The sequence below is a fragment of the Alteromonas alvinellae genome (assembly GCF_902705805.1).
In genome coordinates this window covers 20,157-34,425 of sequence record NZ_CACSIH010000037.1, presented here as the reverse complement: position 1 = coordinate 34,425, position 14,269 = coordinate 20,157, and the positions used below count along the sequence as shown (strand labels likewise).

14 protein-coding genes are annotated in these 14,269 nt (G+C 44.5%); 2 read left to right on the top strand and 12 right to left on the bottom strand.

Features of this window, described 5'->3' with window-relative positions:
* Window positions 1-14: 14 nt before the first annotated feature.
* The 12 genes from ACX5KA_RS02585 to ACX5KA_RS02530 form a co-directional block, all read right to left on the bottom strand.
* The gene (locus ACX5KA_RS02585) at window positions 15-1,463 is read right to left on the bottom strand and encodes a lipocalin-like domain-containing protein (RefSeq protein WP_458730329.1); all 1,449 of its coding nucleotides are present in this window, start codon (window positions 1,461-1,463) and stop codon (window positions 15-17) included.
* Window positions 1,460-4,399: an ABC transporter permease gene (locus ACX5KA_RS02580; RefSeq protein WP_458730328.1), complete on the bottom strand. Its 2,940-nt coding sequence runs from the start codon at window positions 4,397-4,399 to the stop codon at window positions 1,460-1,462. The genes ACX5KA_RS02585 and ACX5KA_RS02580 overlap by 4 nt, the downstream gene beginning before the upstream one ends.
* A gap of 71 nt (window positions 4,400-4,470) precedes the next feature.
* Window positions 4,471-5,193, bottom strand: coding sequence for an ABC transporter ATP-binding protein (locus ACX5KA_RS02575; RefSeq protein WP_458730327.1), 723 nt, complete (start codon window positions 5,191-5,193; stop codon window positions 4,471-4,473).
* Between the two features lie 335 nt (window positions 5,194-5,528).
* The gene (locus ACX5KA_RS02570; protein WP_039218203.1) at window positions 5,529-6,230 is read right to left on the bottom strand and encodes a VC0807 family protein; all 702 of its coding nucleotides are present in this window, start codon (window positions 6,228-6,230) and stop codon (window positions 5,529-5,531) included.
* A 46-nt stretch (window positions 6,231-6,276) separates the two neighbouring features.
* Window positions 6,277-6,816: a rhomboid family intramembrane serine protease gene (locus tag ACX5KA_RS02565; RefSeq protein ID WP_458730326.1), complete on the bottom strand. Its 540-nt coding sequence runs from the start codon at window positions 6,814-6,816 to the stop codon at window positions 6,277-6,279.
* Between the two features lie 21 nt (window positions 6,817-6,837).
* Entirely contained in the window at window positions 6,838-8,004 is a 1,167-nt protein-coding gene (locus ACX5KA_RS02560) for a glutathionylspermidine synthase family protein (RefSeq protein WP_458730325.1), read from the bottom strand.
* A gap of 2 nt (window positions 8,005-8,006) precedes the next feature.
* Complete coding sequence (locus tag ACX5KA_RS02555) at window positions 8,007-8,675, bottom strand: DUF1190 family protein (RefSeq protein WP_014977050.1); 669 nt, start codon at window positions 8,673-8,675, stop codon at window positions 8,007-8,009.
* A gap of 10 nt (window positions 8,676-8,685) precedes the next feature.
* Window positions 8,686-9,102 carry a DUF350 domain-containing protein gene (locus ACX5KA_RS02550; RefSeq protein ID WP_014950196.1) on the bottom strand — a complete coding sequence of 139 codons (417 nt, stop codon included), beginning with the start codon at window positions 9,100-9,102 and terminating at the stop codon, window positions 8,686-8,688.
* 15 nt (window positions 9,103-9,117) lie between these two features.
* Window positions 9,118-9,762 (bottom strand): YjfK family protein, encoded by a 645-nt coding sequence (locus ACX5KA_RS02545; protein WP_458730324.1) that lies wholly within the window; start codon window positions 9,760-9,762, stop codon window positions 9,118-9,120.
* Between the two features lie 11 nt (window positions 9,763-9,773).
* Window positions 9,774-10,829, bottom strand: coding sequence for a potassium channel family protein (locus tag ACX5KA_RS02540; RefSeq protein WP_198286191.1), 1,056 nt, complete (start codon window positions 10,827-10,829; stop codon window positions 9,774-9,776).
* A gap of 148 nt (window positions 10,830-10,977) precedes the next feature.
* Window positions 10,978-11,658 carry a PspA/IM30 family protein gene (locus tag ACX5KA_RS02535; RefSeq protein WP_014950193.1) on the bottom strand — a complete coding sequence of 227 codons (681 nt, stop codon included), beginning with the start codon at window positions 11,656-11,658 and terminating at the stop codon, window positions 10,978-10,980.
* Window positions 11,659-11,681: 23 nt separating this feature from the next.
* Entirely contained in the window at window positions 11,682-12,071 is a 390-nt protein-coding gene (locus ACX5KA_RS02530; RefSeq protein WP_014950192.1) for a DUF2170 family protein, read from the bottom strand.
* Window positions 12,072-12,363: 292 nt separating this feature from the next.
* Between ACX5KA_RS02530 and ACX5KA_RS02525 the strand changes: the two genes are divergently transcribed.
* Together ACX5KA_RS02525 and queA are read left to right on the top strand one after the other, a co-directional pair.
* Window positions 12,364-12,639, top strand: a complete 276-nt coding sequence (locus ACX5KA_RS02525; protein ID WP_342340427.1) for a DUF6471 domain-containing protein — start codon at window positions 12,364-12,366, stop codon at window positions 12,637-12,639.
* Between the two features lie 434 nt (window positions 12,640-13,073).
* Window positions 13,074-14,120, top strand: a complete 1,047-nt coding sequence (gene queA, locus ACX5KA_RS02520; protein ID WP_039218191.1) for a tRNA preQ1(34) S-adenosylmethionine ribosyltransferase-isomerase QueA — start codon at window positions 13,074-13,076, stop codon at window positions 14,118-14,120.
* The last annotated feature ends 149 nt before the right edge of the window (window positions 14,121-14,269 follow it).

The window sequence follows — 14,269 nt, the reverse complement described above, 5'->3', positions numbered from 1 at the left end:
AAGGTCAACAGGCTTTAGTAGCCTGTCAATTCCATAAAGCCGATCCCTGAATGGGAGCCTTTTATTTCCACTCGCCCTTCATAATAAGGAAATAAGCTGTTATTCCATTGGTTTTCCTTGAACGGGCTAATGGATACGTCGATATCTTTTATTGGTATTTTAATACGCCAAGCAGTGGGAACAGAGCGAGGTGACTCTCCCTCGTTGATTGTTTCATAGGCCGTTGGCGTAATTGATATGTTGGCTTGCTCGATGGTTTCTTTCGTGCCATTTCCCGCTATAAAGCTAGCCGTTGTGAATATTTCGCTGTGTTTGCTTTTGCTATTTTTCATGTTTTCATTCATGGCGTGCATGCGAAACGCCATCAATTTACTTCCATCGTCTAAATGCAGCGAGAACCAATCCCATCCCATGGCTTCACTATTGGCTAGGTGGCTCGTCCATTCGTGATCAAACCAGCCTTTACCCGTAACTTTTACGCTATTGCCCTCTATGTTTAACGTACCCTCCGCGTTAATGAACGGCTGGCTGTAATAGTAGGAGCGAAGGCGTTCGTCCTGTGTTTTTTTGCTGTAGCCATTGTCCCCCTGTTTGATGAAAGGCCCAGAGGTGTTTAGGTTAAGCGCGACTTTGACGGCGCTAACGCCTGGCGCATTATTTAATTCTGATAAGCTGTCTGCAGTGGGAGCGGGGATTTTTTCACGTGTTTTAAGCGGATGATGTGTACTGCTTTGCCCGAAAGCGAAAGTTAACACGGACGGGAACATGGCTTTGCTCTCTGCACCTGTTTGGACCTCCGCCTGTGCCGCTTTCCAAACCCAATCGTCAATAACTGTCGTAAAGGGTTGTTGATTCACATAGGCATTACCTACGCCACCGCTTGCAAATCGTTCTTCGAAATAATGCTGTTCAGCGGTGTGTAGCGAAGCATGTCCCATCCACTGCTGGCCATCGGTCCAGTTTCTTGCGATATGGCTATTAGCGTTAGTATGGCGGTTATCTTCAGAACTATGATTAGCACTACTTTCGGCGCTACTATTGTAATTACTCTTGGCATTACTTTCGGCGCTACCTTCAGCACTATTTTTAGCATTAGCCTTAGCGCTTGAAGGAGCATCTTGCTCAGTATTGAAACGAAAAAGCGTATATTGAAGGCCGAACTCTTGCCCGTCTTCAGCGCTTAACACAAACGTGAGGTACCACCACTCTAACTGAAAATCGGGATGACTCATGTGATCGCGCGGTAATTCAACAATATTGCCCCGCTTTACTGGCGTAAAGGCGTCGCTCGACTGCATGTTTCCAAAAAAGCCGTTTGGCGTGGAGGTTCCCAGAGTTTCGTTTTCATCTTTTGGGTTTTCAGTACATGCGCTCAACGTGAAACAAGCAGCTACAAGCACTAAAAAGGTGTTGGCTTTAAATCGCAAAAACGTGGTGTTGGCACTACCTAAATAGTTTTTCATAGCTGAACTTCCTGCCTTAAATCAATTTTCGGCTTAAGTTTTCCTAAAGGTAACAACAGCACCAGTGAAACGATAAACAGCGATAACCCTACGCTAGAGAGAATAACCTGTGCATTAAGTGAAAGTGGGTACACCCAGTTAAAAGCATGCCGGTTTACTTGTTGAATAAAGACATAGGCCAAATACACGCCAAAAGGAATGGCGAGCAAGGCCGAAATAAAACAAAGCAACAGATATTGCGCAAACAGAGAAGCTTTTACTTTAAGCTGACTAACGCCAAGGGCACGCAATACAGATAACTGCGCTGCGCTGCCTATGCTAAGTACCGTCAGCGAAACAGCGAAGGCGACGCCCGCCACCAATAGGGTGGTAATATTAAGGCCGTCAGTTAATACAAAGGTGCGATCAAAGGTCTGCATAGAGGTATCTAACAGCGCCTGTCGGGTATAAAGGGCAATTTCGCGGTGTTCCCCTAACTGTGATTTTAGCTGCTGTTCGAGGATGTCCTTTCCATAGGTGCTTTGTTTGTTGTCGCCTATCACGTTAGCCTCAATAGAAGGCTCTGGGTAAATAGCCATTACACCGGAAAAAAGTTGGTCCCTGATTAGGGGATTGTTTCGATTAAACGAGGGAAGAGGCACTAATATTTGCCCGTTCAGGTTACCGTAGTCGGGATAAATACCCAGTACTTTCCATTGAGGCGTCGCTGCAAATACGTTTGAGTTCGACGAACTGCTTTGTGAGCCTTGTGTTGGGTCAGTAGTTTTATCTTGTGGCGAGCTATACGCCTCGTTAGATGTATTAACCGCCGAAGAACTTGAATTCGCAGTTTTACGAAGGCGAATATTTTCTATATCTAGCGTGTGTCCTAACTTAGCGCTAAGGGCAAACGCTAATTGCTGATTGATGAATACCCCTTTCCCTTCTGTAAACTCACGCCACGCTGTGTTGAGGTCGTTGTTTATTACATCATCGAGGACAAGCGCCTTTTTACCGTTTTGGTGAACGGGGTAGCTATTGATAGAAACGTAAGTGGGCGAGCTGTTACTGACTTCACGTGTCTCTTTATGTATCTCATTATGTGTCTCTTCTTGAGCATGTGAGCCAATAACAGCTCCCTCGGCCTTAAGTAAAGGAGTTAAATCAAGTAGCGGTAACGATTTGGTAGATAACGTTTCGATACGACTAAGTGGCGCGTCGGTGTACAGATAGAAAGGCGCGTAAAGCCTTTGCGTTAACCATTGTTCAGTGGCGTCTCTAAAGCTGTCCGTCATGGTGTTCATACCAATATTTGCGGTTAGCGCGATAAAGAATGCACAAACGGCGAGACGGGTTTTGCCAGACAGTAAATGCATATTAGCAATGACGTAGTGAAACACGGGCCACTGTCTTGGTACAAATCTAGTCAGTAGCTTAGAGAAAATAGGTAACCAAAGAAGAACAAGCGCGCAGCTGGTAAGAAGTAACAATGCAACAAAGGAAAGTGCTGAAGCAGTAGAAGATACGAACTTCTCAGCGATAAATAACAGTAGTAGGGCACATAATGAGATAAGACCTACGGCAAATTGGCCTAACGCGTTTTCTTTTTTGACTGGCGCTACGGTAAGGGCATTCGAAAGCTTAACTATAGAAACTAACGAAAAAACAACTAGAGATATAAAGGTCGTTGTTAATGCGAAGCCGAAGGTGAAAAGCAGATTAACGTCTGGGTTAACAAATACAGCGTTAAACAACGACGTAAATGTACCGTTTATCACAGGTGACAACCATGACGCCGCTTGAAAACCGATGAACATGCCAATTGGAATACTTATTACGCAGTAAACAAGCAACTCGGTGAATAGGGCAATGCTTAAAATTCGCTGAGATATGCCCAACTGCCGTAAACGAATGATATTGGGTAGCCGCGTGCGGTACATCAAGTTTAGCGCGTTAAGTACTATAAAAAGCGCCACAACGCCCATCAGTCCACTCATCGCCCAAAGATTTAATCTAAAACTATCTGGCAACGAACCGGTGTCATTGTCTGTATTCCGAGTGGTTTGCTTTACAGGTGTTCCAAGTAGGGTTTCTATTTGGGTTAAATGCTGATGTGATAGCGGTGAAAGTGCAATAAATCCGGAAAGTGGGACGTAAGCTCTCTGTTGCTTTGCTTGTTGCTCTTGCGCGCGCATAGCTTTGTCTGGATTCGCAGGTAAAGCAGGTTCATCATTCTCAATCGTTACGCCGCCTCTGTAAAACTCATCGATAGAGATCAAAATTGTATTTTGCGGAGCAAAGCTGCTCACATACGCGCTTACCGTTGCAGGCCAATAGGGACTGGGCGCGGATTTTCTATCGGTTTCATTGAGCGTGTCGTGACAGGTTAGTTTTGCGCTCGTTAAGGGGTGAATAAGCCCATTTACAGCGAAGTCGACCCCAGAATTTGAGCGTAATACAATTCCTGCTGACGTCTGCTGGTTTTCCATTTCACTAGATTTCCCCGCAATTTGCGATAAATAGGATAGTGAAACAGCGCTATCGTTTTGGGCAGGCGCCTCAAAACCTCTCGTTCTAAATGCACTTCCTAAAAGAGGCTGAGTATCAACACCAAGTAATGTGAGAGTTGTTGCTGTGGGCTCGCTGCCATTGCACGATAGGGTAACGTCTCGTTCAGCTATCGCAACAAGCTGGGTAAAACCCTGCTTGCGAAGTGTGGCATAATCGCTTTGTGTAAAGCGAGCTCTGCTGTCTGCTGGAGTGATGATACTGCCCAAGGTAAGCCCTTGCTTCGACTGTAACAGTTCACCTTGTGTGGCGCCTTCGTTTATAAGCAAAACGGTAACCAATCCAGCGTTGGCCAGTATAATTGCGGCCATAATGAGCAAAGGCTCCCACGGCCTGTGCCTTGCCATTGCAAATAAGCTAGAGAGTGTTAACAGTAAAGTGCGTAGCACGTTATCTTCCTACTTGCTGTTTTCGGTGTCTTTTTCACAGGGCGCATATCGCTAACGTTTTTCACCGGTAATTAGCTTGCTGCTACTGGTGAAGATAAGGTTTGTTCTGTAGTTTTATATTTCACACTCTCTAATATCCCTTTCTGTAGTCGCAAAGCGGCGTCTGCTTTTATCGCGACGTCTTGGCTATGAGTTACCACAACAAGAGAAGTGTTGGCCTCTTTACAGGTTTGAAAGAGTAAGTCAGACACGGTTTCGCTGGTGGTTTCGTCTAAATTGCCGGTGGGCTCATCGGCCAAGATAAGCGAGGGGCGATGTACAAGCGCTCTAGCAATGGCACAGCGCTGCTGTTCACCGCCAGATAACTGACTTAGCGGCTTTTGCGCTAGGGGTAATATCCCAAGCAGCTCCATTAACGCTAATTGGTAGTCGTTATCTACATTACCTTTTAGCCTTGCAGTAAAGGCAATGTTGTCCCACGCATTAAAGCAGTCGAATAGATTGAAGCTTTGAAACACAATACCTAAATGCTGTTTGCGAAAATTATCAATATCCTTCGCTTTAAATGTATTATCGAGTTTGCTACTGCCAGCAATCGACAATCCATTTACCGAAATATCTCCACCGTCGGGCGTCTCAAACCCAGCAATAAGCGACAGCAAGGTAGATTTACCGCAGCCAGAAGCCCCCTGAATACTCACCGATTCACCTGTCTTTACGGTAAGGTTAAGGTTGTTGATGAGCGTAGCCCCTGTCTGTGAAAAAGATTTTTTTAAGTCTTTTATGGTCAGCATAATTCGCCGTTTTGTATTGAACCGTCTTAGTGTGAACATGAAGAAGCGAGAATGCGCGCAATACACAATATTCAGCGCTTATGGCGTAATGCTAGAGGTGCTATGCGCGCCTTCAATTAGCGCCTACATGTTCTAATAGAGCGGGTTATTTTTATATTTGAGAGTATACGTAATACCCACGCATTTTGGTTAAAAGCGGTGCGAAAATTTGATGGCTAGTATTCTTCTGCGTTTCAGGAAAATGCTTTAGTCGCCTAAATTACAAGATATGTAATAGCTTCAGTCGTAGGGAAGGGCATGTTAAAGGGGCGTTAAGCCCCTTATCGATTGTCTTTTTACTGATTAATAAAGTTATCGAGTTCTTCGCCAGTAATTTTTTTGATTTGAGCGAATAAATACCAGAGCGCTGCAATAAGCAAAATCATGCTCGGGATCACAATGACTGGATAGCTAAGCGCAGTCATTCGGCCAAGCTCTTCAGTGTATGCCGTAGTGCCAGGCTCACTGACCAATATCATTTTTGCCAAGATATAATTTAGTGCAGAAGAGAGGAAAAACGAACTCGCTACGATGTAAGAGCTAACCGCGACTTTCTTTTTAAATTCTGGTTGCTTGCCTTTCGCATCAAGAACTTGGTTTAGGTGTGGCCAGTTTATGATTTGGTCGTTCAAAATAAGCATTTTGACCAAGGGTTTATTAGAGTATTGGGTTACCAGTACAGCAATACCAATAATGCCCGGAATAGCGGCTTCTTTTATCGCAATATACTCGGCAGGCAGTTTAAGTAAGCTAAACCCGCCGGTAAGCAGTACGCTGATAATGCCTAAAATGGAAAAGCCATTGACCTTTCCCGACTCTTTTAAATCCCAAAGGCCATAACCAATAGGAAAGCTGAGTGCCGCCACAATGCTCCACGCAGGGCCTAGGTAATCTTCTGAACTTGCATAGCTCATTAGCACCACAGGAATAACAATGTTAAACGCGAGGTTGCCGAAAAAGCCTTGGTTCTTTTGTGTAGGTTCTTGTACTGCTGACATATCTAACTAAAACGTCTTATCTTGAGGCTAATTATACGTAAACTAATTAGCGTGCCCAGTGCCATGCGGCAAATAAGCCACCAATAAAGCCAAACAGATGATATTCAAAGGAAATAAATTTGGATGTGGGAAGCACACCAACCAGCATTCCTCCGTACAGCGCTGCAACTACTAGTGAAATAAGTAAATACCGCACTTTGTTACTTCGAAAACCTGCTAATACAAGGAAACCAAAATAGCCATATACCATGCCGCTCGCGCCAATATGCGTAGCGCTTCTACCGAACAGCCACACGCCCAAACCACCTATAAGCAGTGCGCTTAGCGTAGCGATGAGAAACGTGCGTTTTCCCCACTGCATAGTAAGCCACATGAACAGCAAAAGAGGCACCAAGTTAGCCATTAAATGGGTGGGTGTACCGTGAAGGAACGGGGCTGTGAATATATTTGGCAAGGTTGACAGTGTGCGAGGCACTACACCAAACTGATTTAGTGCATTGCCGGTAAGTAAGTTTGCTACTTCTATTACGATTAATAGTGCACCTAACGTTAGCAGAACGCGAATTTGAAAAGAAAGCGGCTTCATAAAAAGGCCCCCTTAAATAGATTACAAAATAATATGGGGAAGGTAGCGAGAGAGATCTTGGGTAATAGCAGATGCATCTTCTCTTACTGAAATACCTGCTGGCATGTCATCTACCAACCAACTACCTATAAGTGTATGGTTACCTTCAAAAACGGGTAAAGGTTCAAATGCTTGAACAATAAAGCCTTCTTCGCCGTAAGGACCATCACTAAGCTTATTCTCAATTCCACCTTCAATGATAGAAACATTCGCGCCTTCCCTAGAAAACAGAGGCTTTTTAATCCACTTTCCTGATAGTGTGTTTGTGTTTACTTCATCTGAAAAATAAGCGGGAAGCAGGTTAGGGTGGCCTTCAAATTTCTTCCAAAGCTGAGGAAGCAAGGCTTTATTGGAAATTATCGATTTCCATGGGGGCTCTATCCAATTAACTTGGGCATCTTCTAACACATCGCCAAACTCTTCGCGCAGCATAAACTCCCAAGGATAAAGCTTGAAGCAGTCTGTAATGGGCGCGTCTTGAAGATCGGTAAAAACGCCCGTGTCGGCTAACCCAATGTCTTCAATAAAAACGAAGTCAGCTAGAAGCCCGGCCTCTGTAGCGCAGTCTTGTAGGTACTGCACGGTTCCGCGGTCTTCTACGGTATCTTTACAACACGCCATGTGCAGTTGATTAATGTTGTAGTGCAATGCTATTTCGCGAAAGCGATGAACTAGTTTTTCTTGCAAGCTATTGAACTGATCAGCGTGCAGGGCGAGTTTGCCGGCATCCACGTTTTGTGAAAGCCACAGCCACTGCCAAAAGCCAGATTCATACAAGCTGGTGGGTGTATCTGCATTATTTTCTAGCAGCTTAGCTGGCCCTTTGCCGCTGTAGACAAGGTCAAGGCGTGAATACAAACTGGGGGCTCTTTCCTGCCAGCTGTTTCTTACTATGTCCCAATGTTGCTCTGGAATTCGAAAGCGAGTAAGTAATTCCTCACTATTAACCACATCTTCGGTCACTGCCAAGCACATTTGATGTAGTTCGGCTGTGGGGTCTTCAATGTCGTTTTCAATTTGCGCTAGCGTGAATTGGTAGTAGGCACTTTCATCCCAATACGGCTCGCCATACATGGTGTGGAAATGAAAACCAAACTCGTTAGCCAACTGCTGCCAGCCCTTGCGAGGCCGGCAAGGCATTCTAAACATAGTTATCCGCCCCAGCCGCCTTTACGGCTGCTGCTACCCCAAGACGATTTTGCTCGAACGCTGCTACCAAACCCGCCACGTTTCATTGTGCGGTTCACGGTAGGCTTAGGCTTATAAACGTCTTTGTTTACGCGATATTTTCTTTTGCGAATGTCACCGTCGAACACATAGCCGTCTGCCGTTATCCAGCGTGAACGAAACGGTGAATTATATGAATAGGAAGTATATAAGGGCTGTGAGTAATAGCGATTTGGCGATAGCAGAGAGCTCACCATGTAGCCTGCCATGAACGGCATGAAAAAGCTGCCGCTACTATTATTCACATATTGGCACTGGTTAGGGCCAAATTCATGTTCGCAGTCATACTCAGAGCTAAAGCGCGGACTGGTGCGCATGGCCTCGTCGACCGCTGTCTGGTAGGCAGCTTCACAACGCTCTACTGCATCAGGAAAATCCTGTTTACAGTCTTCTAGCGAGGTGTAAATGGTGGCGTCTTCTTTTTCGCCGCCACAACCACTTAAAATAACGCTGGCCACACCCAATGCTAAAGGCTTCACGCTAAAACCTTTGCGCATGCGACCAAGGTCAATATGTTTGGTGCGTTTTAATGCGGGCTTCTCACCTTGCACGCTATCAACAACATCAAGCTGAGTGTTTCGTTTATCAGTCATCGCTGCCCCCTTAATAGGTCATGCAAGCGGCATTGAGTAAGCCTACGGCAATAGACATGCTGGCAAGCATAACACCCGCAGAAACTTCGTTATTGTTTATGCGCTCGGCGATTTTTGGCATAAAGCTGAAACGTAAAATGGCAAACGCTAGGGATTGTGCAATCACAGCAACAAGCGCCCAAATAGCAAAATCTACTACAGCAACCGAGTTTGAAGCTGCGCTGCCAAGGGCGATAGCAAAACCGATTATAGCGCCACCAAAGCCGATGGCAGCGGCAACGTTTTTCTCTTCTTTTACCAGCTTCCATTCATCGTGAGGTGTGACCAAGGCGTACACCAATTTGAAGATAAACAAAAAAACAATCGACAAGCCGAAGTAAAGCGCAAAGTTATCCAGGCCAGCCAAAGATTGCATGATCGTATCCATAGTTATTCCCTTTTATTAACCGTTTATAGTGATATCTGCAGGTTCAACATCAAACCCCGTTGAAATCACCAAACATCTATCTAAATTATTACCTACTTGCTTTTCTTCACCCACAACAAGCAGGGTTTCAACTCTGTCATTACTGATTGGGCGTTCATACAGCATCATAAACTGATCAGTAGTACTCACATCACCATCTTCTTCATAGGTAGTTTCAGTGACGGCAACAGGCGGTGACTTATCGCCCACTGCCCCCCACACGCGGGTATAGACCTTACCGTCAAGCTCATAGGTGGGCTGGCTGATAACGTTTTTCAAGCATTCGTTCCACTGAGCAGTATTACCAATGGTTTTCGTTTCATAAAAGTGCCACAGCTTAACATCGGTAATATGATTCTCAGACATGCCGCCGTCGGTGACCACCTGTAAAAATCCATCGTCGTCGGTGTAAAAGCGAAGCAGAGTGCCACCTGTATCTAAGGGCGCTTCGCCTACCGCTTGAATTAATTGAGAACGGGCTGCGCCTTCAATAGTGAGCTCCGGTTCTAATAGCGAAAGTTTCAAGTTATCTAACTCGAAAGACCCACCTAAATAAAGCCCCATTATTTCTGGCGACTTAGGTTTTTTAGGTTCTGACTTTTTAAATAATTTACTAAACATGTTTACGCCTCTTAATCAGCGTCTAGAGAAGACCAGTTAATTGCGTTAATGCGGCGCTCAGCAATGTAAAACAAAGTGTCGCCCGGGTTTAACGTAACGTCCAACGGTGGGTTTACCACCATTTCTTTCACAAGACCATTTGGCGCATATCCAATAAAGATGGCATCGTGTTTACGTTTCAAATTAATAAATAACTTAGCAACAGAAATGGCGTGGCTACTTTCTGGGATTTTTACTGAAAATTGCGCCTGGCCTTCTTCAATACTCAGTAAGTCGTGATGAAGCATACTAGAACCAGGATCAAAAGCGGCTTTAACCAGCATTTCTATTGCCACGCTCGGTGTACACTCCACTTTAGGGCAGTGATCCTGAAGTAAGCTGACTAGGCTATCATCATCAAAATAAGCCACCTGATGTGCATCAGGATTACGCTTAGTGCAATACAGCGCGGTAGTCATGGTGACATCGTCTTGTGGGTTATCGATAAGAATAGTTCGGGCGGTAGACACGCAGGCGCGATCCATATCTTCGTCTTTGTTAAACGAATCTACCTTCACGAACTCAATCACGCCAGGCATGGGATTAGTGATATCGGCCTTCACGCACAGCACAATATCGGGGCGCTCTGGCATGGCATCGCGTTCTTGAAGTATTAAATCAAGCAGCAGCATAGTACGCTGCTCATTCCACCCAATTACTAAGATATGTCCATCTAGCATCAAGCTGTTCATACCCAACAATCCTTTCTTCCACGTTAATGAAACCCAAGCTGCAATCCGGCCAATTACCATGGCGAAGATACTCAAACCAAGCGGTATGACGTAAAGCGCTACAACCAGCTTTCCCGCTGGCGTGACGGGAGATAAATCACCATAGCCCACTGTAGAGGCGGTGACCGCCAGCCAGTAAATAAAATCGGCGTTGGCAATTAAATCGTGCTCGTCTGCAGCGTAAAGTAGCCAATAGCTTGTTACTGCGTAAAAGGCGGTGGCACCGACAATAGTGTACCAGCGTGATTCTGCAAAATATTGCAGCATGATTTTTCGCAGTTTTATCCATGGAGACATAAAAGAAACAGCCCTTGTTATGCGTGCCTTTACTCTGCCTTGAAGTACTTGATTTGTCTAGGTTAGCGCTTTACTTAACGGTAATTTACGCAGGAAATTATTGTAACAAGAATTAAAAATGGGAGCGCGTAGCTCCCATTTTTCTAACTTACTTGCCTAGAATTCGCGCTAGCTCGTCATCGGCCGAGGTTTTACCCCCTTTAATGCCCGCTTCGGCTAGACGTTTTTCTAGATCGCTGCTCGATTCATTGTTTGCTAACTCTTCTGCAGCTTGTAGCTCAGCATTGCGCATCTTTTGCTTATCTTGAATACGTGACAGTGACTCTGTCGCCGTTTTCATTTTGCTATTCGCACCCATGTGACGTGAAGAAACCGCTACTTGCGCCTTCTGAACGCTTTCGGTGGCTTTTACCATATCCACTTGCTGCTCTAAGCGGCGTAAATTCGCTTTCGCCTGTTGGATATTTTGTGCCAGTTGCTTTTCTGACTGCTGGAACTGATCAAGATATGTTTGTTCTTGGTCTCGTTCTTCTTTAAGTTCAGACACCTTTTGAGCACAGTCTAGCGCGAGTTGGCGGTCGCTATCGATGGCCTTGCGCGCGTGAGCTTCGTATTCCGCAATTGACGAATTGAAGCTATCCACTTTTTGCTGAGAAAGTTTACACTTTGCCAAGATTTGGGTACGTGCATGGTCTGACTTACGCAATTCTTCTTTGGCTTCTCTAATTTCTTGTTCCAGAATTCGAATAGCCTGACTGTCTACGACAGATTGAGCAGCTTCGGTTGCACCACCTTTTACTGCAGTTACTAATTTTTTCCACACTGACATTCGCTTCTCCTTAGAAGTAAATTTTAGTTAAGGTGTGTTTCGTAGGCATCTAAGAAAGATGCAACATTCTGAAACAGGGTTTCCACTTCAATAACGATACTTTCGGCTTTTGACTGGGCACTTAACGCACCAAAGGCAGTGTAGTACTCTTCACCACCAATGTTTGAGATGCCTACCGTGGTTAAAGGGAACACCATATGAGTAGACAATATTTCATGATCTAGCGCTGGCTTATCTTTTACTTCCGACGCTGCAAACAAAAGACTCTCTACTAAAATCTGCTCTCCGCTGATAGCAAGCCAGGCATCTATGCCGTCTTGATTAGCAATAAGTAAGCAGTTTTCCTCACGTGTTACCACAAAGTCATCATGCTCTTTAAATAAGGCTTCGATGCTTTCCAGTTCCCAGCTCATACCTTTCTCCTTTAGTTATTAAAGCGATAATGTTGAAAACGAATGTCATATATGTGGTGTCTTAAAATGCATTGCTACGCTTAAATCCGTGTTGAAACACAAAACTTGAAACCAAGCATTACCAAAAGAACAACCGAAGTTACTGTAACGACTATTTTCATCTTCGCCAATATCTAGACTTGCAGTGTAGACCTGTTGTGCCATAATCGTCAACATTAAATACATGCTATAAGTGTAAAAAAGTGTGTTTTTGTAAAATATATATCACATTTGTGTGGATTTTGGAGGCTGTGTGAACACGGGAAATACGCAAGGTGCTAAAAATGCGTGGCGGCAAACGGTAGCAAGAGTCGTGAAATCTGAGATGTCTGTGCGCGGCGTAAAATATCAAGCGCTAAGCCAAAGGCTGGAAGAGATTGGCGTGGAGCAAAGCGCAGATAACCTTAGAAATAAGGTAAATAAAGGTATTATGGGCGCCGATTTACTTCTGCAAGTTTTGTACGTGTTGAAGGCGCGTCCATTAGATGCGGCGCTTTTAGAAGAAATCTTAACTGATCTCCAGCAATAAACAGCGTAAAATACCGCCGTTTATAAGATATCGATATTCAACTAACCTGTCGCGCAGAGGAATCGGAGCTTCGCAATAACGTTGCGATGAGTGAAGGCAGGCAGGGAAAATAAGCAGATAAAAAAATACCCAGCAAGTGCTGGGTACGAATGATAAGGAATGTTTATGGGAGAACATCATCACTATCTGCAGATATCTTAACCGTTTAAGGTGTTGAGTGCTATTTAATAAATTGAATTGTGCGTATATTGTTCAATATAAAGTTATTCCATAATATACGTTATTTTTTAATTTATTGATAAGTAATGTTTTTTGTTTTTATTTTAACTCTGTCTTAAGCTGTAAATCTATTTTTATTAGTCTTAAGTTGCAACTTAAATAGTACTTAATATTCTACTTTTGTCTAACTTTTATGCCGTAATTTAGTCGTATTTATGAAACTATCAGATTTTAGCTTCGAGCTACCCGAAAAACTTATCGCCAAATACCCAACTCAGCAACGTACAGCGAGTCGCTTGTTACATTTAGAGGGGAAGACTGGCAATGTAGCGCACACGATGTTCGCTGACATGCTGAAATTTGTAGAGCCAGGCGACCTCTTGGTGTTCAACAATACGCGGGTTATTCCTGCCCGATTACTTGGTAAAAAAGAAACTGGCGGACAAGTAGAAGTGCTTATTGAGCGTATTACGTCGGATAATACTGCGCTAGCACATGTTCGCGCGAGTAAGGCACCTAAACCTGGAACTAGGCTTATTCTTGAAGAAAAAGTGAATGTTACAGTGACAGGGCGAGACGATGCGCTATTTATTTTACAGTTTGACCACGATGAGACCGTATTAACGCTGCTAGAAGCCCATGGCCACATGCCGCTACCTCCTTATATTGACCGTCCCGATGAAAATTCAGATAAAGAGCGCTATCAAACCGTTTACAATCAAAAGCCGGGCGCGGTTGCAGCGCCTACTGCAGGGCTTCACTTTGACGATGCAATACTGGCTGCGTTAAAAGAAAAAGGCGTGAATTTGGCCTTTGTAACTTTGCACGTCGGCGCGGGTACATTCCAGCCTGTGCGCGTTGATAATATTCAAGAGCACAAGATGCACGCAGAGTTCGCCGAAGTACCGCAAGACGTCGTTGACGCTGTTCTAGCCACAAAAGCCAACGGTAAACGCGTTATTGCAGTGGGTACAACCTCTGTACGCTCTTTGGAATCAGCGGCAAAAGCAAGCGCAGAGCGCGGTGACGAGGAAGTTATTGCGCCATTTAACGAAGATACTGAGATTTTTATCTACCCTGGTTTTGAGTTTAAAGTGGTAGACGCAATGTTCACCAATTTTCACCTTCCAGAGTCCACGCTAATGATGTTAATTAGCGCATTTGCAGGTAAAGACAACGTGATGAATGCCTATCAAGAAGCGATTGAGAAAGAATATCGATTCTTTAGCTACGGTGATTCTATGTTTATTGAGCGCGCCTAAGCACATTCGTCCACGATACAGGGCATGTAAATCGGTATTTTGCAGGCCTTTCCAGCTTAGTTACAGATAAACATAGATACGGGGCATGATCTCAGCCGAATTACTGGTATAATCGCCGCCAATTTATTTTTATACCCAGCGCAAAAGCG

What these genes read in the sequence shown, in the direction of transcription:
- ACX5KA_RS02585 (WP_458730329.1), bottom strand. Translation starts at nt 1,463, where the DNA reads ATGAAAAACTATTTAGGTAGTGCCAACACCACGTTTTTGCGATTTAAA.
- ACX5KA_RS02575 (WP_458730327.1), bottom strand. Translation starts at nt 5,193, where the DNA reads ATGCTGACCATAAAAGACTTAAAAAAATCTTTTTCACAGACAGGGGCT.
- ACX5KA_RS02570 (WP_039218203.1), bottom strand. Translation starts at nt 6,230, where the DNA reads ATGTCAGCAGTACAAGAACCTACACAAAAGAACCAAGGCTTTTTCGGC.
- ACX5KA_RS02565 (WP_458730326.1), bottom strand. Translation starts at nt 6,816, where the DNA reads ATGAAGCCGCTTTCTTTTCAAATTCGCGTTCTGCTAACGTTAGGTGCA.
- ACX5KA_RS02560 (WP_458730325.1), bottom strand. Translation starts at nt 8,004, where the DNA reads ATGTTTAGAATGCCTTGCCGGCCTCGCAAGGGCTGGCAGCAGTTGGCT.
- ACX5KA_RS02555 (WP_014977050.1), bottom strand. Translation starts at nt 8,675, where the DNA reads ATGACTGATAAACGAAACACTCAGCTTGATGTTGTTGATAGCGTGCAA.
- ACX5KA_RS02550 (WP_014950196.1), bottom strand. Translation starts at nt 9,102, where the DNA reads ATGGATACGATCATGCAATCTTTGGCTGGCCTGGATAACTTTGCGCTT.
- ACX5KA_RS02545 (WP_458730324.1), bottom strand. Translation starts at nt 9,762, where the DNA reads ATGTTTAGTAAATTATTTAAAAAGTCAGAACCTAAAAAACCTAAGTCG.
- ACX5KA_RS02540 (WP_198286191.1), bottom strand. Translation starts at nt 10,829, where the DNA reads ATGTCTCCATGGATAAAACTGCGAAAAATCATGCTGCAATATTTTGCA.
- ACX5KA_RS02535 (WP_014950193.1), bottom strand. Translation starts at nt 11,658, where the DNA reads ATGTCAGTGTGGAAAAAATTAGTAACTGCAGTAAAAGGTGGTGCAACC.
- ACX5KA_RS02530 (WP_014950192.1), bottom strand. Translation starts at nt 12,071, where the DNA reads ATGAGCTGGGAACTGGAAAGCATCGAAGCCTTATTTAAAGAGCATGAT.
- queA (WP_039218191.1), top strand. Translation starts at nt 13,074, where the DNA reads ATGAAACTATCAGATTTTAGCTTCGAGCTACCCGAAAAACTTATCGCC.